Raw genomic sequence first — 21726 nt, 5'->3', positions numbered from 1 at the left:
ACCGCGCCGGGGTGGGCCCCGGGGCCGGGCCGGTGGGCCGGGTGGGTGGGGTGCGGGGGCTACCAGTTGGTGGAGCCGGGGACCTTGGGCCAGGGCTTTGACGTCGGCTTGATCAGGTACGCGACGCCGCCCGAGCCGCCGGAGACTCCGCCGCTGGCGTTTGTGCGCTTGGTCCGCAGCCAGATCTGCTCGAACTGCGCACGCTTGTAGACGTTGCGCACGACGTCGTTGCTCGACGACGCGGGGTCGTTGACGATGACGTCGCCGTCGGCGGTGAAGCCGATCACCACGAACAGGTGCCCGGAGGTGCCGTAGTTCGCCCCGTCCAGCTCGCTGGCGAGGAAGGACTGGCTGGTGACCACGGGGATGCCGGCGGCGATGAAGCGCTCCAGCTCGTCCAGCGAGTGCAGTCGGGTCACCCGCCCCTCCAGCCCGGGGAAGCTGGCCGCGTACGCGGTGTTGAACGGCCAGTTCCCGGCGCCGTCGTACGCGTAGTCGTAGGTCATCCGGGCGGCGTGGTTCACCGTCGGATCGGGGTAGGTCGGGTCCACCCAGGAGGTGTCGGCCGCCGACGGCTTGCGCCCCCAGTACTCGACGACCATCTCGGTGGAGGTGGGCGAGCACCACGCCTCGCCGCCGCCGTCGTACTCGGGGTAGTGCCCGGCGTGCACGTTCTGCGAGTAGCGCGGCACCGGCAGCTCGACGCCCCAGGCGATGTGCCCGGCGCTCGGCGGGACGGTGAACCGGTCCGGCACTGTGGAGCTCATCGCGCCGAGCATCCGTACGACAGGCGCGGCGGTCTGCCCGGGCGCCCGGTAGAGGGTCAGCCGCAGCTGGTACGACCGCAGCAGCACTCCGGCGTCGGCGTCGTCGATGCTGAACGTGTCCGTCCAGATCGTCGACCAGGGGTCGCCCTGTTCGTCGACGCTGGTCCGCTTGATGTCGGTGTCGCCGGACGCCCAGCGGCCCAGCACGTACCAGGGGGTCTGGTCGCCGCTGGTGTAGCCGCCCTGCATCTCCACCTGGATCCAGGTGCCGGCGGGGGTCTCGGCGTTCCAGGAGGCGATCAGCTCGGTCGCGTCGAAGCCGATCCGGGTCACCGGCGAGGTCCAGGTGCCGTACTCCCAGGTGCGGGTGGTGCCGGTGTGCGGGTCGGCGTACTCGATGGTGCCGGCCGGGCGGGCCAGGGTGACGCCCGCTCGCGCGCCGGGCACGACGCGGGTGCCGTCCTGGCTGCCCCGGTGCCAGTCGGCGGGGCCGGACCAGTCCTGGAAGGTGATCTGCTCGTCGTGGGCGGGGGAGGGCGGCCGGGCCGCCGTCGCGGGGGCTGCGGTGGCGAGCAGGGTGAGCGCGCTGACGCCGGCGAGGGCGGCCGCGTGCAGGCGGGGACTGGCCATGGGTGCTCCGCGGTGTCGAGAGGGGCATCGTCGCTGGTCAGTTTTCCGCTTGGAGGGAAGTTTCGCCAGATGTTCAGCAGTAGAAAATCTTTGCCGCCGCGATGGTCCACCTGGGATGGACGGGACGGCATCCAAGGCAGCGAGCAATATTGATATGACCATGTGACTGATGGTGAAGTGTGCTTCACCGAGCGGGACATCCCGCCCTCCGAGGAGGTAGTCCATGACCCTGGACAGACCCCACCCTCTCCGTCGCGTCCTGGTGCTCGCCGTCGTCACCGGGCTGGGAATCGTCACCGTCGCCGCCGGACCTGTCGCCGCCCAACCGGCACCCGACCGGACCGCCGAGCCGGCCGCCGCCGGCTACCGGGTGCTCGGGCCCCGGACCCTCGCCGAACGCAACGCGGTGGCCCGCACCGGGGCCGCAATCGACTACTCCGAACACGGCGTGCTGCACATCTCGGCCACCGCCGCCGAGGCCGCCGCCATCGGCAAGCTCGGCTTCCGGTTGGAACCGCTCGCCCCGCCGCCGAACGCCGAACGCGGCGCCGGCGAGGTGGGCACCCTCGCGTTCCCGCCCGCCGACTCCAACTACCACGACTACGCGGAACTGACCGCCGTCGTGAACCAGGTCGTCGCCGACCATCCGGCCATCGCCCGCAAGACCAGCATCGGTACGTCGTACGAGGGCCGCGACCTGATGGCCGTGAAGATCTCCGACAACGTCGGCACCGACGAGAGCGAGCCGGAGATCCTGTTCAACGCCCAGCAGCACGCCCGCGAGCACCTGACCGTCGAGATGGCGATCTACCTGCTCAACCTCTTCACCGACAGCTACGGCAGCGACTCCCGGATCACCAACCTCGTCAACGGCCGGGAGATCTGGATCGTGCCGACCGTCAACCCGGACGGCAGTGAGTACGACATCGCCACCGGCTCGTACCGGTCCTGGCGCAAGAACCGCCAGCCCAACAGCGGCTCGTCAAACGTCGGCACCGACCTCAACCGCAACTGGGGCTACAACTGGGGCTGCTGCGGCGGCTCCTCCGGGTCGACCTCGTCGGAGACCTACCGTGGCCCGTCCGCGTTCTCCGCGCCGGAGACCCAGGCGCTGCGCAACTTCGTCAACGGCCGGGTGGTCGGAGGCGTCCAGCAGATCAAGGCGAACATCGACTTCCACACGTACTCGCAGCTGGTGCTCTGGCCGTACGGCTACACCACCGCGAACACCGCCACCGGAATGAGCGCCGACCAGTACAACACCTTCGCCACCATCGGTCAGCAGATGGCGGCCACCAACAACTACACCCCGGAGCAGTCCAGCGACCTCTACATCACCGACGGGGACAGCCTCGACTGGATGTGGGCGACCCACAACATCTGGGCGTACACCTTCGAGATGTACCCCGGCTCGTCCGGCGGCGGCGGCTTCTACCCACCCGACGAGGTGATCACCGCGCAGACCACCCGCAACCGGGAGGCGGTGCTGCTGCTCAGCGAGTACGCCGACTGCCCGTACCGGGCCATCGGCAAGCAGTCGCAGTACTGCGGCGGTGGCGGCGGCACCACGGTCTGGTCGGACACCTTCGAGACCGCCACCGGCTGGACCACCAACCCGGCCGGCACCGACACCGCCACCCTCGGGGCATGGGAACGGGGCGCCGCCCAGGCCACCACGTCCTCCGGCGCGAAGCAGCTCACCCCGTACGCCGGATCCAACGACCTGGTCACCGGTCGGCTCGCCGGCTCGGCGGCGGGTGACCACGACGTCGACGGGGGCGTGACAAGCGCCCGGTCCCCGGCGGTGGCCCTGCCGTCGTCCGGCACGCTGACCCTCTCGCTGGCCTGGTACCTGGCGCACGGCTCGAACGCCTCGTCGGCCGACTACCTGCGGGTGAGCGTGGTGCACAACGGCGGCACCACAGCCCTGCTCACCCAGGCCGGCGCGGCCGCCAACCGCAACGGGAGCTGGGCGGTGGCGAACCTCAACCTCACCCCGTACGCCGGCCAGTCGGTGCGGATCCTCGTCGAGGCGGCGGACGCCTCCGGCGCCAGCCTGGTGGAGGCGGCTGTGGACAACGTCACCATCACGGCCTCCTGATCGGGTGGGGCCCCGTTCCGCCCCTGCGGGGCCCCACCACCCGCTCCCGAGACTCCGGATCCGGGACATATGCCGCCCCTACGTCCACCGCATCGATCGACGGGTTCTGATCAGCACTTGATCGATTCGGCACGTCCCGGCGGTGCGCTACCGTCTTATCGACCACTCCGCAGCGAAGCCGGTGCGAAACCGGTGCTGTCCCGCAACTGTGATGCCCCGCCCGACGGTGGGGACGAGCCAGGTCGCCTGCGGACGGGTCGCGAAACGCGCTCTCGAGGAAGGGCGCCTCGTGGGCGGGCGTACGGAAGTCCTGTCGGCGAAGCACCACACTCCTCGACCGACAGGAGGCCCCATGTCCAGACGTACCCCTCGGCTCCTCGCCGCGACCCTCGCGGTCGCCGCGCTCGCCCTCGGCGCCTGCGCCGAGAAGACCGACGACAAGCCGGCCACGGGCACCGCGGCCGCCAGCTACCCGGTCACGGTCGGCGCGCTCACCCTCGACAAGCGTCCCGAGAAGATCGTGTCGCTCTCGCCCAGCGCCACCGAGATGCTCTTCGCTATCGGCGCGGGCCCGCAGGTGAGCGCGGTGGACGACCAGTCCAACTATCCGGCCGACGCGCCCAAGACCGACCTGTCGGGCTTCCAGCCCAACGCCGAGGCGATCGCCGGCAAGAACCCCGACCTGGTGGTGCTCTCCAACGACACCAACAAGATCGTCGACCAGCTCGGCAAGCTGAAGATCCCGGTGTACCTGACCCCGGCGGCCACCACGCTTGACGACTCGTACGCGCAGATCACCGACCTGGGCAAGCTGACCGGGCACGCCGACCAGGCCGCCGACGTCGCCAGCCGGATGAAGGACGACATCGCCAAGCTGGTCAAGGACCTTCCGCAGCGCACCGAGAAGCTCACCTACTACCACGAGCTGGGCCCGGAGCTGTACAGCGCGACAAGCAAGACGTTCATCGGCTCGATCTACAGCCTGGTCGGCCTGACCAACATCGCCGACCCGGCCGACGCCGACGGCAAGAACGGCGGCTACCCGCAGCTGTCCCAGGAGGTCATCGTCAAGGCCGACCCGGACTTCGTCTTCCTGGCCGACTCCAAGTGCTGTCAGCAGAACGCCGACTCGGTCAAGGCCCGCAGCGGCTGGTCCGGCCTCACCGCCGTGAAGAACAACCAGGTGGTCACGCTTGACGACGACATCGCCTCCCGCTGGGGCCCCCGTGTCGTGGACCTGCTCCGGGTGATCATCGACGCGGTCGCCAAGGTGCCCGCGTGACCGACGTCCGTCGGTGACCGGGACACCGCCGATGGCCGCCCCGCCACCCGCCAACCCGCCGGCCGGGACGCCATCCTCGTCCCGGCCCGGCGGGCCGCCGTCCGTCGCTGGATTGCCGTCTCCTGACCGGCCCGGCGGGCTGCCCTCCGGCAGTCGGGACGCGGGGTTGCCCCCCGCCCGGTCGCGGCCCGCCGGAGTGCGCAAGCGCTGGTTGGTCGCCGGCGTCCTCGCGGTGCTCGTCGCGCTCCTCGCCGGGGTGTCGCTCGGGCCGGTCAGCCTGCCGCCGGGAAGCGTCGCCGCCGAGCTGCTCAACCTGATCCCCGGGGTGCACCTCGACAGCGGGCTGACCGAGCGCGAGATCGCCATCGTCACCGAACTGCGGCTGCCCCGGGTCGTGCTGGGCCTGCTCGTCGGCGGTCTGCTCGCCCTGGCCGGCGGCTGCTACCAGGGCGTGTTCCGCAATCCGCTGGCCGACCCGTACCTGCTCGGCGTGGCCGCCGGCGCGGGCCTCGCGGTCACCGCGGTGATCGCCCTCGGCGGCGTCGGTCGACAGGGCGCGATCTCCGGGCTGCCGTTGACCATTCCGCTTGCCGCGTTCGCCGGCTCGCTGCTCGCCGTGACGATGACCTACCTGCTCGGCGCGGCAGGCGGGCGGAGCAGGTCCCCGGCGATGCTGATCCTGGCCGGGGTCGCGGTCTCCGCGTTCCTCTCCGCCGGGCAGACGTACCTGCTCCAGCGGCACTCCGACAGCATCCAGCCGGTCTACTCCTGGCTGCTCGGCCGGCTGGCCACCGCCGGCTGGCACGACGTGCTGCTGGTGCTGCCGTACGCCGCCCTGACCACGGTGGTGGTGCTGCTGCACCGCCGCGAACTGGACGTCCTCACGGTCGGCGACGACGAGGCGAAGAGTCTCGGCCTGCACCCGCAGCGCTCCCGCTACCTGCTGATCGCCGCCGCGTCGCTGGGCACCGCCGCGGCGGTCTCCGCGACGGGGCTGATCGGCTTCGTCGGCATCATCGTGCCGCACACCGTCCGGCTGCTCGCCGGGTCGAGCTACCGGGTGATCCTGCCGCTCTCCCTGCTGTTCGGGGCCGCGTTCCTGGCCCTGACCGACGTGGTGGCCCGAACCGCCGCCGCCCCGACCGAGGTGCCCATCGGCGTGGTCACCGCCCTGCTCGGCGGCCCGTTCTTCGTCCTCGTGCTGCGTACCGCCCGACGGGCACTCCTGTGAACCCCGAGTCCGCCACCAGCCCGGCCGGCAACGCCGCGCGTCCCGCGGGCGCTGGCCCGTTGGCCGTCGAGGTGTGGGGGTTGCACGTCAGCCTGGACGGCACGCCGGTCCTCGCCGGCGTCGACCTCACAGTCGTGGCCGGCGAGTGGGTCACCGTGATCGGCCCGAACGGCGCCGGCAAATCCACACTGTTGCGCGCCGTCGGCGGCCTGCTGCCCGCGCCGCAGGCCATCACCCTGTTCGGTACGCCGAGCGCCGCGCTGCGCCGCCGCGACCGCGCCCGGGTGGTGGCGACTGTGACGCAGTCCCCGGTGGTGCCGCCCGGCATGTCGGTGCTGGACTACGTGCTGCTCGGCCGCACCCCCTACATCCCGACGCTGGGTCGGGAGTCGACAGCGGACATCGCCGCCGTGCACGAGGTGCTGGACCGCCTGGACCTGACCGGCTTCCACCGCCGCGAGCTGGCGACCCTCTCCGGGGGAGAACGACAGCGGGTCTTCCTCGCCCGCGCGCTCGCCCAGGGCGCGACGCTGCTGCTGCTCGACGAGCCGACAAGCGCGTTGGACATCGGCCACCAGCAGGAGGTCCTGGAGGTGGTCGACCAGTTGCGCCGCGCGCACGGCCTGACGGTGCTCGCCACCATGCACGACCTCTCCCTGGCCGGCGAGTACGCGGACCGGATGGTGCTGCTGGCCGACGGTCGGGTGGTGGCGACGGGAACCCCGCACGAGGTGCTCACCGAACATCTCCTCGCCACCCACTACCGGGCCAGCGTCCGGGTGATCCCGGGCACCAACGGCCCCCTGGTGGTCCCCGTCCGGCCTAGCTCCGGTCGTCACCCAGGTCGATGACCGAGAAGAGGGCGCCCTGGGGGTCGCGGAGGGCGGCGAATCGGCCGGTCGGGATGTCGCGGGGTGGCACCAGGATGGTCCCGCCCAGTTCGGCGGCGCGAGCGGCGGCGGCGTCGGCGTCGGTGACCGCGAAGTACACCGTCCAGTACGCCGGGAGATCGGCGGGGAAGTCGTCGGCGAGCGGCGGCATCATCCCGGCGACGACCCGCGCGCCGAGCCGCCACCCGGTGTACGTCATGCCGCCGACCGGCTGTTCGTCCGGCTGCCACCCGAACACCAGCTCGTAGAAGACCTTCGCCCCTTCCGGGTCGGGGGTGACCAGTTCGTTCCAGCTCATGGCTCCGGGCACGTTGAACGCCTCGGCGCCGGGCATCGCCAGTGGCTGCCAGACGCTGAACGTGGCGCCCGCCGGGTCGGCGAACACCGCCATCCGGCCCCTGTCGAAGACCTCGAACGGCGGCACCACCACCTGCCCGCCGGCCCGCTCGACCCGGCCGGCGACGAGTTCCGCGTCGTCGGTGGCGACGTACGTCGACCAGATCGGCACCTGGTCGGGTATCGCCGGCGGGCCGACACCGGCCACCGGTCGGCCGTCGAGCAGGAAGACCGTGTAACCGCCCGCCTCGGGTTCCGGTGTCACCCGTCCGGTCCAGCCGAACAGCTCGGGGTAGAAGCGCCGCGCGGCGGTCAGGTCCGGGGTGGCCAGGTCGGCCCAGCACGGCGTACCCGGCGGGACGGTGCTCACGTCAGACCCCTCTCGGCCGGCGGCCACGGGCGGCCCCCCTGCCGGAATCCTGGCACCGTCCCGCCGTCGTACGGGGCGGAAACGGACGAATCGTCAGCTGAACCGGCGACCCTCGTCCCGTCGGTACGCCCAGGCCGCGAGCGAGGCGAGAAGCACGACCCAGACGCCGAGCATGATCAGCGCCAGCGGCTCGACCCGGTAGTCGCCGACCGCCGACCACATCAGCTCGGCCGCGCCCCGGGTGGGCAGGAACGGTGCGATGGTCTCGATGAACCCGGGCGCGTCTCCCGGGGCGGAGAGCAGCCCGCCACCGAATGCGAGCGGCAGGAAGACGATCTGCGCCACCACGATCGCCGCCTTGCTGGGCAGCGAGTAGCCGATGGCCAGCCCCATCAGCGTGAACGGCACCGAGATGACGGCCACCGTGGCGGCGGTCAGCAGGAACGCCAGCGGAGTGACCCGGGCCGGGGTCAGCGTCGCGCCGATCACCACGACCGGGATCAGCGAGAGGTACGTCAGCGCGAGGCCGGCCAGCACCCGGCCCGCGAAGCGAGGCGTGGGCCCGGCCGGCAGAGTCCGCGTGTACGGGCTCCACGGCTGGTCGCGATCCTCGGCGACACCGGCGCCGTACTGGAAGATGTTGGCGCTCATCACCGAGAAGGTGATCATCGAAGCGGTGGCGAAGGTGGCGCCGACCGCGTCGTCGCCGATGAACGGCACCACGAAGAAGATCATGGCGGCGGCGGGGAAGAAGGCGCTGCCGACGACTGCCACCGGGATCCGGATGATCTCCAGTAGCTGGTAGCGGGCGTGGACCAGGGCGAGCTGCACGGTACGCCTCCTCAGAGGGTGGTGGGTCGACCGCCGGCAGCGGCGGTGGGCTGGTCGTCGGCGGCGGTCGGGTCTCCGGCACCGGTCTGGCTGGGTGCGCTGGCCGGGGCCACGCTGCCGACCCGCTCTCCGGTGCTCGGCCGGTCGCCGCTGGTGATGGCGAGGAACGCCTCCTCCAGCGAGGTGGGCCGCACCTCCAGGTCGGTGAAGGCCGCTCGGGAGTTGACAAGCGCGCGGATCAGCTCGTCGGCGTCGGTGGTGAGCAGGTGCAGTCGCCCGTCGACGCGTTCGGCGCGGACGACACCGGGCAGATCGGGCAGCTCGTCGGCGACCAGGCTGACCCGTCGTACGCCGACGATGCCGCGGATGGCCTCGACTGTGTCGTCGGCGAGCACCCGGCCCTGCCCGATCACCACCACGCGGTGGGCCAGCGCCTCCACCTCCTCCAGGTAGTGACTGCTCAGGAGGACCGTGCCGCCGTCGTCGTGAAACGCGCGGATCGCGTCCCACAGGGTGTGCCGGGCGGCGACGTCCAGGCCGGTGGTCGGCTCGTCGAGCAGCACGAGCCGGGGTCGGCCGGCGAAGGCCAGCGCCACGGCCAGCCGGCGACGCTGGCCGCCGGACAGCCCGCCGGTCTGCCGCCGGGCGAGGTCGCCGAGGCCGAAGCGGTCGAGCAGTTCGCCCCGGGGCACCGGGTCGGTGTAGTGCGCGGAGACGAAGTCGACGACCTCGCCCACGCGTAGCGTGCCCGGCAGGCTGGTCTCCTGGGGGGTGACGCCGATCTGCCGGCGGGACGCCGGATCGCGGGGATCGCCACCGAACAGTTCGACCCGGCCCGAGCTGGGCCGACGCAGGCCGACCAGCAGGTTCATCAGGGTGCTCTTGCCGGCGCCGTTGGGGCCGAGCAGGCCGACCAGTTCGCCGGCCCGGACCTCCAGGTCGACGCGGTCGAGCGCGAGGACATCGCCGTACCGGCGGCTGGCCTGGTCGGCGCGGGCGAGGATCATGACTGCTCCTTCGACGGGGTGGGGCCGAGCTGGGCGGGATCGAGCAGTGCGCGGATGGCTTCGGTGTACTCCTCGAACGCCAGCCGACCCCGCCGGCTGAGGCGGATCAGAGTGGTCGGGGTGCGTCCGCGGTGGGTCTTGCTGATCTCGACGTACCCCGCGTCCTCGAGCTTGCGAAGGTGGACGGAGAGGTTGCCGGCGGTCATCGCGAGCAGTTCCTGGAGGCGCGGGAAGGTGATCCGGTCCCCGTCGGCGAGCGCGGAGAGCGCGGCGACCACCCGCAGTCGCGCCTGGGCGTGGATGACCGGATCGAGGTCGGTCATGGCCGGTGTCGCTGTCGCAGTCGGGACATCGTTCCGGCGACCAGGATCCCGCCGCTGCCGGCCACCGCGACGACAAGCGCGTGCCAGCCCGGCCCGGCGATCGCACCCACCACGTTGATCACGCTGATCCAGACGCCCAGCCGGAACAGGTTCCGGTCCAGCCAGATCGCGCCGCCGGCCATCTGCAGCGCGCCTGTCAACCCGACGGCGGTGGCCGACCAGAGCAGGGCCGCCAGATCGTGCGGCAGGTGATCCGACACCCGGCCGACCCCCACGTACACGCTCACCGAGCCCAGGGCCCAGGCGAACCCGTACCAGCGGCCGCGCCGGGCCGAGTCTCCGGTCACCTGGCCGTACGCCCGCGCGCCGGCGATCGCCTGGACCACCGAAGCGGCCGCCAGCAGGACGAAGAGGACGGTCAGGGGCAGCCAGTCGGGCAGTCGCACCAGCACCCGACCGTCCGGGGAGAAGCGCAGGAAGAACAGCCCGAAGCCGACCAGCCAGGCCATCCCCCACGGCCAGTAGAGCAGCCGGGCATCGGGCTCCAACCGGGAAGCGGTGGCGGCCTGCTGGTCACGGATCAGCCGGAGCGCCGTCGCGGCGTCGGCGGGGGGTCGATCATCGTCCTGTTCCACGCAAACAACTTTACGGCGCAAAGTAGAAGTCATGTGCCCCGCTCGGGTGGCGGTTACCCGACAGCGGCGCGCAATGCCTACGGTGAGAACCGTCAGCGGCTGACCCGTCGCACAGGACACAGAGGAGGGCCGGTGTCGAGCCCGAGCAGTGCGCTGGAGGCCCAGCCGTCGAGCGCCGCACCCTCCGGCGAGCGCACGGCCGGCAACTGAGCCGATGGCAAACATCAGTTACCCGGCGTGGCTGACCACCCTCGTCGAGCCGGACGAACAGGTGCTCGCCGTCGCGAAGGCGGAGATCGCCCAGGGCATCCCTCCGGCCGACCCGCCGGCTGTCGACCGGCCGGCCGACCCGCCGGCTGCCGACCGCCCGGCCTCGTCCCGCGCTGCCGGGATCGTCTGCGGGGTGCTGCTCAACCTGCTCGTGCCGCTGCTCTCCTTCCCCAGGGGCGACCGGATAGTCGACCGCGTGATCTTCGGGGTCGCCGGCCGGGGCGCCCCCGGCTCGGCCGCCTCCACGCTGCGGCACGCCCGGCGGCCGGTGCCTCCGGTGACCGCACTGGAGGACACCATCCTCGCGGTCACCGACCGGCGGCTGCTCGTCTGCGCGTCCGGGCCGGTGAAACTCTGGTCGAGCAGGGCCGACGACGAGCGGGCAGCGGCCGAAACCCGGATCGTCTGGTCGGTGCCCCGGCCCGCGGTGGCCGACGCCCGCGTGGGTTGGTACCGCCTCAACCCGAAGCGGCTCCGGATCGAGTTCAGCGACGGCTCGTGGCTGGCGTTCACGGTGCCGATCGCCGAGCCCGGCACGCCGCTGCGCGAGATCGCCGCCGCACTCACCGCCCGCTGACCCGCCGGACACCCCGAGCACCGGCGAACAGGCCGCAGCCTGTGCCAGCGCAGCCTGCGACCAGCGCAGCCTGTGCCAGCGCAGCCTGTGCCAGCGCAGCCTGCGACCAGCGCAGCCTGTGCCAGCGCAGCCTGCGACCAGCGCAGCCTGCGACCAGCGCAGCTTGTGGCAGCGCTGGCAGTGTGGTCTACAGCGGCGCCGACTCCAGTGGCGCGGCCTGCGACGGCGTCTGCGGCGGCGCGGGCAGCAGTGGAGCGGGCAGCAGTGGCGCGGGCAGCGGTTCGCGGTGCAGCACGGAGAGGCGGGACACCGCGCGGGTGAGCACCACGTACAGCCGGTGCAGCCCGCGCGGCTCGGCCGCGACGATAGCGGCCGGCTCGACCACCACCACATGGTCGTACTCCAGGCCCTTCACCAGCGTCGCCGGCACCACTGTGACCCGCTCCGCGGCGGCGACGTCGTCGGCGGTCGCGGTGGCGACGCCCGCGGCGGCCAGCGCCGCGCGCAGCCCGTCGACGGCGTCGTCCGTGGCGATCACGCCGACCGAACCGTCGTGCGCCAGCGCCGCGCGCACCTCGGCCACCGTCGCGACGGTCAGATCCGCCACGGTACGCACATCCAGGCCGCCGTCGTGACGCAGCGACTCGGCCGGCGGTACGTCCACCGCGAGCGCCGGCAGCAGCAGGTTGGCGAACGCGACCACCGCCGCGGGTACCCGGAAGCCGATCGTCAGCGGAACCACCACGGCGTCCGGCTTGCCCAGATGGGTCAGGGATTCCCGCCAGTCGGTCGCCGCCCACGGCGCGGTGCCCTGCGCGAGGTCACCGAGCAGCGTGACCGAACCGTGCTCACTGCGGCGGGCGATGGCCCGACACTGCATGGGAGAAAGATCCTGCGCCTCGTCCACCACCACGTGCCCGAAGCCGGAGGGGCGTTCCAGCAGGCCTGCGGCCTCGTCGACAAGCACCGCGTCGGCGGCGGTCCAGCGGGCGGCCTTCGGCGTACGGGGCGGTTTCGCCCAGACCAGCAACGCCTGCTCGGCGTCACTGAGCAACCCGTCCGCAGCGGCGGCGAGTCGGGCCGGGTCGGACAGCAGGCTGTGCACAAGCCCTTCCGGGGTGAGCGCCGGCCAGACCGCGTCGAGGAGGTCCAGCACGGGCCGGCACCGGCTCATCCGGCGCAGCCACGCGTCGCCGGGCGACTCCGCTCGCCGTGCCTCGGCCTGCCGTTGCAGCAGACTCACCACGCGTGCCCGGACCCGCTCCCGGCCGGTGCCGTACGGCAGCCCTTCCCGGCGGGTCTCCTCGACGATCCGGTGCAGCGGCTCCAGCCCGATCCGCCACCGGAACGAACCGTCCGACACGGTGATCGATTCGGTAGGCGTACCGATCTGTGTCTGCACCGCGCGCCGCAGCACGCTCGCCATCCGTACGTCGTGCTTGAGCGCGGCGACGGCGGGCGCCTCCACCGCCCGCACCGGCACCCGCGAGATCAACTCCTCGACGGTGGCCTGCTCGACCTCGACCTCGCCGAGCGCCGGCAGCACCGCAGCGATGTACGACAGAAAAGCCCGGTTCGGGCCCACGATCAGCACACCCGCCCGCCGCAGCCGCTCCCGGTGCAGATAGAGCAGGTACGCGGCCCGGTGCAGGCCGACCGCCGTCTTTCCGGTGCCCGGCGCCCCCTGCACGCAGATCGAGTCGGCCAGATCGGCCCGTACCAGCTCATCCTGCTCCGGCTGGATCGTGGCGACGATGTCCCGCATCGGCCCGACGCGCGGTCGCTCGATCTCGGCGGTGAGAATCCGGCTGGTCGTGCCCAACTCCTCGCCCCGGTCCAGCCGCTCATCCTCGAAGCTGGTCAAGACCCCGTTGCTGAACCCGAAACGTCGGCGGACCGCCAGGCCCTGCGGATCGCGCGCACTGGCCCGGTAGAACGACCGGGAAACCGGCGCCCGCCAGTCCAGCACCAGCGGCTCGCCATGCTCGTCGGTGACATGCCGCCGCCCCACGTGATACCGCCGACCGTCATGCTCGCCGCTGCCGCTGCCGCTGCCGCTGCCGCTGCCGCTGCCGCTGCCGCTGCCGCTGCCGCTGCCGCTGCCGCTGCCGCTGCTGGCGCCTTCGCTGCCGCCGCTGCTGCTGGCGCCTTGGGTGCCCGTGCCGCTGCCGCTGGCGCCTTGGGTGCCTGTGCCGCTGCTGCTGCCGCCTTCGGTGCTGCCGCTGCCGCCGGCTTCGGTGCTGCCGCTGCCGCTGCTGGCGCCTTCGCTGCCGCCGCTGCTGCTGGTGTTGGCCGTGCCGGCGTTGCTGCTGGTGGTGGCCGCGGCGTTGCTGGTCGTGGGCGCGCTGGTCGTGGGCGCGCTGGCCGCTTCCTCGTCGTGGGAGGTTCCCGCGAAGTCGAGGCGGCCGAAGAACAGTGGCGTGGTGGGGTCGTCCGCCAGTTCGACCACGCGGCGGGCCAGCGTACGGCCGAGCATTTCCGCCGCGTAGGGGTCGCCAGCAACCTGATCACCGGTTGAGAAGAGGGCTTCGGCCCGCTCCCGCATCCGGCGGAGCGCCGCGCGCGAGGTGGCCAGGTGGGCGCGTTCGGCGACCAGATCCGTGTCGAGATGAGCGTCCAGGTCAGGTGCGGGCATGCTGACGGTCCCATCGTTCACATCTGCTGCGCGCTCGCGTATCCGGTGGCGGATGGCCGCCCACCCGGCGCGGCGACGTCCGTTCCGGTGCAGCTCACCTCGGCCGTCAAGCGGGCTGCAACGCTACGCCCTCACGGCGGCCCTTTCCACCGAATTACCGACCAGATCACCCGTGAGTGCTGGCGTGGCGTTTGACGACGTACCGCCGAGCGGGCCGTTCTGCATCGTGTGCGGGCCCGCAGCCGGCGCTGGGTGGGGCAGATCAGCGCAGGACAAGGCCGGGTCGTGCAGCAGGACCGGCCGAGCAGGCAGGGCAGGCAGGGCAGGCGGCGTCGGGCAGGGTCGGGCCGGTGGGGCAGGGTCGGGCCGGTGGGGCAGGCCGGGTCGGGCAGCCAGGGCCGGCCGGGCAGCCAGGGCCGGCCGGGCAGCCAGGGCCGGCCGGGCAGCCAGGGCCGGCCGAGCAGCCAAGGCAGCCAGGCAGGGCAGGCAGCGCCGGTGGGGCAGGCGGCGCCGGCCGAGCAGCCAGGGCAGCGCAGGCAGGCAGGGCAGCGCAGGCAGCGCAGGCAGGCAGGGCAGCGCAGGCAGCGCAGGCAGGCAGGGCAGCGCAGGCAGGCAGGGCAGCGCAGGCAGGGCGGGCAGGGTCGGCCGTGCAGGGACGTTGTGGGAGGGCCAGGTGGGCCGGCCGGTGCGTCGGGGCTGGCGTGGCGATCCGGTCGTTGGGCTCGGCCGGTTCGCGATGGGTGAACCTCGCGGAACTCAGCACCGCCTGTGGTAGAGGTTGCGACGTGGAGCGCGGAGCGGGTCGATCCAGTCCGGCGGGAGGAATTCGGGCTGGCCGTCCGCCGCAATGCGGACTGTCCAGTCGCCCCGGTGGAGGAGGCGGTGATGGTGGCCGCAGAGCAGGACCGCGTTGCCCAGCGTCGTGGCACCGCCGTCGGCCCAGTGGCGGACGTGGTGGCCGTCGCACCAACGCGATGGCTGGTCGCATCCGGGGAAGGCGCACCCACCGTCGCGCAGCACCAACGCGCGCCGCAGGGGACCGGTGAAGAGTCGGCGCTGACGCCCGACGTCAAGGATCTGGCTGTTGCCGCCCAACACGGCCGGCAGCACGGCGGAGTCGCAGGCCAGGCGCCGGACCGCACCGGGTGTGAGAGGCGCACCGGTCTCCAGGGTGCCTACGCCCACGCCGTTGACCAGCGCGTCGAGCGACATCGTGACCACGAGTTGCGGCCGGTCTCCGCCGTTGTCGGGTAGGTGACCGGTGCGCAGTGCCAGCCGGCAGACCTCGCCGAGCGCGTCCGCCCTGCGTTGGCCGGGACTGCGCTCGTCGTGCTCGCCGGCCGGGGCGCAGAGTGGATCGATGGCCTCGCGCAGCAGGCTCGCGGTCTCGGTGTCGAGGTTTCCGCTGAGGCGTACCTGCCCGTCCCTGGGCTCGGAGAGGGTGACGTGCCGGCGAGTCTCGGCCCGCTCGGTGGCCCGGTCGAGGGCGGCCAGCTCTGCCTGGTCGGCCACCTCGGGGGCGACGTGCGTGAGGACGCGCTCCCCGAGACGACTCAGGATGGTCGGGTCGAAGCGGTCGGCCCAGGAGATCAGCAGCTCGGTGGCCTTCTCTGCCACCTCGGGCCCGGCCTCGACCGGCAGGGCCGCGACCGCCTCCGCCACCACCCGGCCCTGCTCCACGGTGAGGCTGCCGTCGAGCACGGCGTCGCGCACCGGTGGTGGGGCGGCGTCGATGGTGGCGGCGAGCTGGACCATCTGCCGGGCCGACCGGCCGGAGAGCCGCAGCCGCTCCCGCAACCAGGCGGCGGTGGACGACGCTCCCTGGGCGACGGCGAGACCACGCGCGTCCAGCTCGCGCACCAGAGCGAGCTGGACGGCCGCCAGACGCTGCGCCGCCATGTGCGCCGCGTCGAGCGACGCGAGCAGATCACCGTCGGGGAGGGCCCACAACGCGGCGTCGGCGCAGTCGTCGACGGCACCCGCCGCCTGCGCCAACGCCCTCAACATGAGACGACAATAGAACAGGTGTACGACACTTTCGATCGAAGAACACGACCGCGCGGCCCGCGATCCGACAAGCCGGCGAGCAGCTGCAGTGTGCACCCGAGGAGCCCGACCAAGCGGGCCTGCGATCCGACAAGCCGACAAGCCGACAAGGTGGCGACGGCTGCAGGCGCACCTGGGGGGCCTGACTGAGCGGCCCAGCGATCGGACAAGCCGGCGGGATGGCGAGCAGTGGCAGTACGCAACCGAGGAGGTCGACCGCGCGGCTCCGTCATCCGGCAGTGCGGCGAGGTTGTGCGCGGCGGCAGCGGGCGCCCTTCCTCCGTCGCGCAGGCCCCCCAGTGGGTCGAGGGCGCCGCGTGATGCTGCGGCCGGCCAACTCGAGGGCCGATGGCGGGTCGAGTGGCTGGCCGGGATCATGGGGTTATGACCGAGGCCCGTCCCGAGCCGCGTCGGATGGTCAGTGACCCGCAGGTCATGCGGGCGTTGGCTCATCCGGCCCGGATCGCGATCATGGAATATCTGAACAGCCGCGAGGGTGGCGGCACCGCCACCGAGTGCGCGGAGATCGTCGGACTGTCGCCTAGCGCGACCAGTTACCACCTGCGGGCGCTGGCGAAGTTCGGCCTGGTGGAGCAGGCGCCTAGCCGGGGGGACGCTCGGGAGCGGGTGTGGCGCACGACGAGCTCAAGCCTGATGGTCGACGCGGGTCATCAGGCCGGGCGCGATGCGCGGGCCGCGGAGCAGGCCGTGGTGGAGGCGCATGCCGTGCTGGCCATGGAACGGACCCGGGACTGGTCGCGTCGCGCCGGGGATGAACCCGCCGAGTGGTACGACGCGGTGATGTTCAACGAGGCGATGCTGGTGCTCACGGCCGAGGAACTCGTGAGGCTCAACGAGGCCGTCACGGCGCTGCTCAGGCCGTACCAAGCTCGACGCCGAGCCGACCCGCCGGCGGGCGCTCGCGCCGTGGCGGTGCAGTACCGGGCGGTGCCGCTGGCGTAGCCGGGGGTTGTGTCGATCAGTTGTGAAGGATTATTTTCGAAGTATGTCCTTCACAACTGAGACATCGCGCTGGCCGGACGTGTGGCTCGCCAGCGCGGCTCGTGGCACCACGATCTGTGGCGACTTCCTCGCCGCCACCGCGCTCGCGCTGGCTCTGCAGGGCGCCGGTGCCGGAGGATTGGCCGTCTCAGGGCTGCTGCTCGCGGCCACTCTGCCCCTGGTGGTGCTGGCCCCGCTGGCTGGACGGCTCGCCGATCGGGTGGACAGTCGTACCCTGCTGGTGACCATCGGGTTGGCGCAGACCGTGATCTGCCTGCTGCTCGCCGTCGCCGACGAACCGGTCCTGGTCGTGGTCCTCGTCGCGCTGCTCGCCTGCGGCCTCGCGGTCACCCAGCCCTGCCTGGCGGCGTTGCTCCCGGAGATGGTCCGCCCGGCCGACCTGCCCCGCGCCAGCGCGATCAGCCAGACCGCTGTCTCCCTCGGCGCGCTCGGTGGCCCGGTGCTGGCCGGGCTGCTGGTGGGGCAGTTCGGCACCCGCGTACCGCTGCTGGTCGACGCCGCGACCTACCTGGCGCTCGTGGTCGCGGGCCTGCTGCTGCGGACCCGGCGCGGCGGCCGACGGCCCGTCGCCGACCAGACCGGCCGTGCCGACCATGCGGGCGGTAGGGATGAGGCGGGCGGTGCGGGCCAGGCGGGCGGTGTAGAACGGGCGGGGCAGGCAGATGAGGCCGGCCAGGCGGATCAGGCGGGCCAGGCGGAGCAGGTCCCGGCGGGAGGCCAGGGCCGCGCGGGGGGTTCGGGCAGCGGGGACAGCCCGGGTGGTACGGGCCAGAGCTGGCGGCTTCGCCGGGATCCGCTGATGCTTGTCATGGTGGTCAGCACCGCCGTGGTGATCGCGGCGATCGGCGGCATCAACGTGATCGAGGTCTTCTTCATCCGGGAGACGCTGAACGGGTCCGCAACCACCTATGGCCTCGTCGGTGCCGCCTGGATGGCTGGGATGTTGCCCGGCGGCTGGCTGGCGGCGCGGCTGGCGCGCCGGCTCGACGACGACGGCGCGCTGGTCCGTGGGGTGCTGATCACACTCGCCGGGTGCAGCCTGATGGTGCTGCTGGCCGCGCTGGTGCCGGCAGCGAGCCTGCTGGTGCCGCTCTGGCTGGTCGGCGGCGCGGCCAACGGCGCGGACAACGTCTTCGCCAACCTTCTCACCGCGCGCCGGGTGCCGGAGGCGATGCGCGCCCGCGCGTACGCCAGTTACGGCGCGGCCGTGCAGGGCGGCTCGATGGGCGGCTACCTCATCGGCGGCGCACTGCTCACCGGTGTCGCGCCCCGGCCGCTGATCGCGGCCGCCGGGGCCGCCGGGCTCCTGGTGGTGCTGGTCTTCGTGCCGGTCGTCGTCCGGGCGACTGCAGGCGTGCGGTCGGCCACCGATACGGGTCGGTGTGACCGCGTGCTGTCGGCCACCGACGCGGGCCGGGGCGACCGCGCGCCGGCGGCCACCGACGTGGGCCAGGGCGACCGCGCGCCGGCGGCCGGACCGGTACTCCTGAAGACGGCCGGCCCCGAGCGCGAGGGAGCGACGGGACCCGAGGTCTAGCGACCGGGTGCGGCGGATGCGGGGTTGGCCACTCCCGGCCGGCCCGCCGAGCCGGGGCCCGAGGCCGGGGATACGGTCGGGTCATGGCTGAGCGCATCGCACGCCCGCGGGTCGGGCACATCCAGTTCCTGAACTGTCTGCCCATCTACTGGGGTCTGATGCGCTCGGGCACCCTGCTCGACGTGGACCTGCACAAGGACTCGCCGGATCGGTTGAGTGCGGCGCTGGTCGCCGGCGACCTCGACATCGGCCCGATCACGCTGATGGAGTACCTGAAGCACACCGACGAGCTGCTTCTCCTGCCGGATCTGGCGGTGGGCAGCGACGGGCCGGTGCTGTCGGTCAACATGGTCTCCACCCGGCCCCTCGCCGAGCTGGACGGCGCGCGGGTGGCGCTCGGCTCGACCTCGCGGACCGGGGTGATGCTCGCGCAGTTGCTGCTCGCCGAGCGGTACGACGTGCGGCCCGACTACTTCCGCTGTCCTCCGGATCTGACCCAGATGCTGCTGGAAGCCGACGCGGGGGTGTTGATCGGGGACGTGGCGCTCCGGGCGTACCACGAGGCGCCGCTGCGGGGGCTCACCGTGACCGACCTCGGTCAGGCGTGGCGGGAATGGAGCGGCCTGCCGATGGTCTTCGCCGTCTGGGCGGTCCGCCGCGACTTCGCCGCCGCACACCCTGGCCTGGTCAAGGAGGTGCACGAGGCGTTCCTGCGCTCGCGCGACCTCTGCCTCTCGGAGCTGGACCAGGTCGCCGAGGCGGCCGCGCGCTGGGAGGCGTTCGATGCCTCCACGCTGGCCACGTACTTCCGGACCCTGGACTTCTCGCTCGGCGAGCGGCAGGTCGCCGGGCTGCGCGAGTTCGCCCGGCGGGTCGCCGCGCTCGGCGAGGTCCCGGCGCTGCCGGACGGTGGCCCGGAGTTCTTCGCCGGCTGACCCGCCGACCCGGGCCGCCCGCCGGGCCGAGCCGGGCCGCCCGCCGGGCCGAGCCGAGCCGAGCGCCCGCCGGGCCGAGCTGACCCGCCCTGCCCTGGCGGGCGAGGGCGGTCAGGCGCCGGGGCGCAGCAGGGCCTCGGTGATCTTTTCGCAGTTCTTCATGCCGTAGTCGTAGCCCATGCCGATCGGGTACTTGACCATCACGCCCATCGTCCAGGTGTCGCCGATGGCCAGGCAGTTGATGTGCATCTCCTGCTCCCTGGTCCGGTCGATCCACCCGTTCTTGATGGCGATCTTCTTCTGCTCAGCAGCCGGGAACGCCTTGCGGATGCCGAAGTCACCGGCGCCGCGAACCAGCTTCATCTCGTTGAGCAGCCACTTGGTCCACTTCGGGCCGGCGGCGGTGCCGGTGGCGATGCAGTTGCCCAGCCGCGCGGTGTCGCGGGGGGAGAGCGCCGTGCGGCTCCACCCGCCGTCGGGGGCGACGCTGCTGTCGGTCAACTTGCACATGGAGATCAGTCGCTTGATCGAGGCGTCCCGGCCGACCTCGTTGTAGAACTGTTCGGCCCGGGTGTTGTCGCTGTCCCGGATGATCCGGGTGGCGTCGGCGAGCTTCGCGTCGCTCGGTGTCCGCCCGGCGTCGGCGGAGCGGCGCAGGTAGTCGGCGACGATCCAGGACTTGATCATCGAGGCGGTGGTGCTGGTCTCGCCCATGTTCTTCGAACCGATGATCTTTCCGGTCCGCCGGTCGAGCACGCTCCAGGAGTACCAACCCTGGATGTCGAGTTTGAGGTCCTTGGCCTGGAAGGGCAGCGGCGCCAGCGAGGGGCTGGGGCTCGGCGACGGCGGGGACGGCTGCCGGGCGCTGCGGTCGGTGGCCGCGCCGGTCTGCCGGTCGCTTGTCGTCGCCTCGGAGTCACCCCACTGGGCGGCCGCGGACGACTCGAACGGTGACCCGGGCAGGAGGCGCAGCGACACCAGCACCAGCCCGATGAGGATGACCGCGACAGCGATCAGGCGCAGCGGTGAGGTCTCGCCCGCACCGCGCCGGGCGGCCCGCCGGTTGCCGGCCATCAGAGCTTCCCGACCGGCTGCTGCGGCACCTTGAGCGCGGCGCCCGGCTGCGGGGTGACCAGTTGGGTGGCCACGCTGGCACAGACCTGCGCGCCGTAGTCCAGACCGCTCTTGATCGGGTAGCGGAGCATCACCGCGAGGCTCCACTTGCCGGTGACGGCGAGGCAGTTGACGTGCCAGTTTCCGTCGCCGGCGATCGGCGTCCAGCCGTTCTTGATGCTGACCGGTCCCTGCGCGGTGATCGACTTCGGCAGGCCGTCGATGATCCCCCAGTGCCCACCGCCGTAGGAGGGCTTCTGGTCCTTCTTGGCGGTGGTGCCGCGAACCTTGCTCATCTGGTCCAGTACCCACTTGGTCCACTTCGGCCCGGCGGCCTTGCCGTCGGCGATGCAGTCGCCGAGCCGGACGGCGTCCCGGGGGGACATCCGGGTGAAGCTCCAGTAGCCGGTGTAGGGCTCGGTGTTGCCGCGCTTGGTGTCAGTGAGGCCGCAGATCTTGATCGCCCGCTGGATCACCGGGTCGGGGATGCTGCTCTTGGACGCCCGGTAAGACCCACCCGCGGCGGCGTAGACCCTGTTCGCCGCCGTGTCGTCGCTGTTGATGATGGCCACTCGGGCCGCCTCCTTCAGCGGGGCGGGCGGCTCCCTGTCCTTGAGCTGACGCAGGTAGTCGGAGACGATCCACGCCTTGATCATCGACTCGGTGGAGCTGGTCGCGGCCATGTTCGCCGACCCGGAGATCTTGCCGGTCTGGCGGTCCATCAGGGCCCACGAGAAGAACTGACCCTTAAAGGCCACCGACACCCGCCCGGCGGCCAGCGTGGGTGGTGGCGGCGGGGTGGGTGCGGGCGCGGCGACGCTGCTGCTGGCGGCACCGCCGCCACCGCCACCGCCGCTGTCGTCGGCGGCGAGCTTGGCGTACGCGGTGGGGACCAGCAGGACGCCACCGAGGAGGACCGCCACGACGGCGAGCACCATGGTCACGCGAGGTCGCATGAGTTGGGTGAGCTCCAGATGTCAGGGCCGGGGGGCCGGCTTCGTTGTCCGGGGCGACCGGTGCGTGCGCCGAGGCCGGGGGGAGATGGCCTCTGTGGAGACGGCGGGTGGGCAGCCGATCGTGTGACCGGCAGAAGTCTACGTCCGAGCGGGCCGGGTGCCAGGGTTCGACACCACCCAACGTGCGATATGGGGACAAAATCCGGTCGGTATGCGGCTTCTAGGGGGTTT

At 72.4% G+C, this 21726-nt stretch carries 18 protein-coding genes and 1 riboswitch; of the genes, 8 read left to right on the top strand and 10 right to left on the bottom strand.

Annotated elements, in window-relative coordinates; all coding sequences use genetic code 11:
• Positions 1-59 precede the first annotated feature (59 nt).
• Positions 60-1397, bottom strand: a complete 1338-nt coding sequence (locus tag ACGFIE_RS02860; protein ID WP_393290362.1) for a C39 family peptidase — start codon at positions 1395-1397, stop codon at positions 60-62.
• Between the two features lie 223 nt (positions 1398-1620).
• Between ACGFIE_RS02860 and ACGFIE_RS02855 the strand changes: the two genes are divergently transcribed.
• The 4 genes from ACGFIE_RS02855 to ACGFIE_RS02840 all read left to right on the top strand — a co-directional run bounded on the left by ACGFIE_RS02855 (position 1621) and on the right by ACGFIE_RS02840 (position 6862).
• The gene (locus tag ACGFIE_RS02855) at positions 1621-3498 is read left to right on the top strand and encodes a M14 family metallopeptidase (RefSeq protein WP_393290360.1); all 1878 of its coding nucleotides are present in this window, start codon (positions 1621-1623) and stop codon (positions 3496-3498) included.
• Between the two features lie 123 nt (positions 3499-3621).
• Positions 3622-3767: riboswitch (cobalamin riboswitch) on the top strand.
• 83 nt (positions 3768-3850) lie between these two features.
• The gene (locus ACGFIE_RS02850; protein WP_393290358.1) at positions 3851-4780 is read left to right on the top strand and encodes an ABC transporter substrate-binding protein; all 930 of its coding nucleotides are present in this window, start codon (positions 3851-3853) and stop codon (positions 4778-4780) included.
• Between the two features lie 166 nt (positions 4781-4946).
• Positions 4947-6011, top strand: coding sequence for a FecCD family ABC transporter permease (locus ACGFIE_RS02845; RefSeq protein ID WP_393290356.1), 1065 nt, complete (start codon positions 4947-4949; stop codon positions 6009-6011).
• A gap of 59 nt (positions 6012-6070) precedes the next feature.
• On the top strand, positions 6071-6862 hold the full coding sequence (locus tag ACGFIE_RS02840) for an ABC transporter ATP-binding protein (RefSeq protein WP_393291259.1): 792 nt from the start codon (positions 6071-6073) through the stop codon (positions 6860-6862).
• Here the strand turns inward: ACGFIE_RS02840 and ACGFIE_RS02835 are convergent.
• The 5 genes from ACGFIE_RS02835 to ACGFIE_RS02815 form a co-directional block, all read right to left on the bottom strand.
• Positions 6834-7607 carry a VOC family protein gene (locus tag ACGFIE_RS02835; RefSeq protein WP_363681357.1) on the bottom strand — a complete coding sequence of 258 codons (774 nt, stop codon included), beginning with the start codon at positions 7605-7607 and terminating at the stop codon, positions 6834-6836. The two genes, ACGFIE_RS02840 and ACGFIE_RS02835, sit on opposite strands and share 29 nt — an antisense overlap.
• Before the next feature lie 93 nt (positions 7608-7700).
• A complete protein-coding gene (locus ACGFIE_RS02830; protein WP_393290354.1) occupies positions 7701-8438 on the bottom strand; it encodes an ABC transporter permease in 738 nt (245 codons plus the stop codon).
• An 11-nt stretch (positions 8439-8449) separates the two neighbouring features.
• A complete protein-coding gene (locus ACGFIE_RS02825; RefSeq protein ID WP_393290352.1) occupies positions 8450-9445 on the bottom strand; it encodes an ABC transporter ATP-binding protein in 996 nt (331 codons plus the stop codon).
• On the bottom strand, positions 9442-9768 hold the full coding sequence (locus tag ACGFIE_RS02820; RefSeq protein WP_393290349.1) for a winged helix-turn-helix domain-containing protein: 327 nt from the start codon (positions 9766-9768) through the stop codon (positions 9442-9444). The genes ACGFIE_RS02825 and ACGFIE_RS02820 overlap by 4 nt, the downstream gene beginning before the upstream one ends.
• Positions 9765-10403: a transporter gene (locus tag ACGFIE_RS02815; RefSeq protein ID WP_393290347.1), complete on the bottom strand. Its 639-nt coding sequence runs from the start codon at positions 10401-10403 to the stop codon at positions 9765-9767. Before ACGFIE_RS02815 ends, ACGFIE_RS02820 begins: the two co-directional genes overlap by 4 nt.
• A 214-nt stretch (positions 10404-10617) precedes the next feature.
• Between ACGFIE_RS02815 and ACGFIE_RS02810 the strand changes: the two genes are divergently transcribed.
• Complete coding sequence (locus ACGFIE_RS02810; protein ID WP_393290345.1) at positions 10618-11250, top strand: hypothetical protein; 633 nt, start codon at positions 10618-10620, stop codon at positions 11248-11250.
• A gap of 187 nt (positions 11251-11437) precedes the next feature.
• On the opposite strand, the gene ACGFIE_RS02805 is transcribed toward ACGFIE_RS02810, so the two are convergent.
• Positions 11438-13795: a HelD family protein gene (locus ACGFIE_RS02805; RefSeq protein ID WP_393291257.1), complete on the bottom strand. Its 2358-nt coding sequence runs from the start codon at positions 13793-13795 to the stop codon at positions 11438-11440.
• Between the two features lie 846 nt (positions 13796-14641).
• The gene (locus ACGFIE_RS02800; RefSeq protein WP_393290343.1) at positions 14642-15892 is read right to left on the bottom strand and encodes a DUF222 domain-containing protein; all 1251 of its coding nucleotides are present in this window, start codon (positions 15890-15892) and stop codon (positions 14642-14644) included.
• 423 nt (positions 15893-16315) lie between these two features.
• Between ACGFIE_RS02800 and ACGFIE_RS02795 the strand changes: the two genes are divergently transcribed.
• The 3 genes from ACGFIE_RS02795 to ACGFIE_RS02785 all read left to right on the top strand — a co-directional run bounded on the left by ACGFIE_RS02795 (position 16316) and on the right by ACGFIE_RS02785 (position 19426).
• A complete protein-coding gene (locus ACGFIE_RS02795) occupies positions 16316-16894 on the top strand; it encodes an ArsR/SmtB family transcription factor (protein WP_393290340.1) in 579 nt (192 codons plus the stop codon).
• Between the two features lie 43 nt (positions 16895-16937).
• Positions 16938-18491 carry an MFS transporter gene (locus tag ACGFIE_RS02790; protein WP_393290339.1) on the top strand — a complete coding sequence of 518 codons (1554 nt, stop codon included), beginning with the start codon at positions 16938-16940 and terminating at the stop codon, positions 18489-18491.
• A gap of 83 nt (positions 18492-18574) precedes the next feature.
• Positions 18575-19426, top strand: coding sequence for a menaquinone biosynthetic enzyme MqnA/MqnD family protein (locus ACGFIE_RS02785; RefSeq protein WP_393290337.1), 852 nt, complete (start codon positions 18575-18577; stop codon positions 19424-19426).
• A gap of 111 nt (positions 19427-19537) precedes the next feature.
• Here the strand turns inward: ACGFIE_RS02785 and ACGFIE_RS02780 are convergent, their stop codons facing one another.
• Together ACGFIE_RS02780 and ACGFIE_RS02775 are read right to left on the bottom strand one after the other, a co-directional pair.
• Entirely contained in the window at positions 19538-20500 is a 963-nt protein-coding gene (locus tag ACGFIE_RS02780) for a hypothetical protein (RefSeq protein ID WP_363681379.1), read from the bottom strand.
• Positions 20500-21495 carry a serine hydrolase gene (locus ACGFIE_RS02775; protein ID WP_393290335.1) on the bottom strand — a complete coding sequence of 332 codons (996 nt, stop codon included), beginning with the start codon at positions 21493-21495 and terminating at the stop codon, positions 20500-20502. The genes ACGFIE_RS02780 and ACGFIE_RS02775 overlap by 1 nt, the downstream gene beginning before the upstream one ends.
• Positions 21496-21726: the final 231 nt, after the last annotated feature.

Source organism: Micromonospora sp. NPDC049275 (assembly GCF_043197115.1).
GTDB lineage: Bacteria > Actinomycetota > Actinomycetes > Mycobacteriales > Micromonosporaceae > Micromonospora.
The sequence above is the reverse complement of the archived record's forward strand: the minus strand, read 5'-3'. Positions and strand labels throughout refer to the sequence as shown.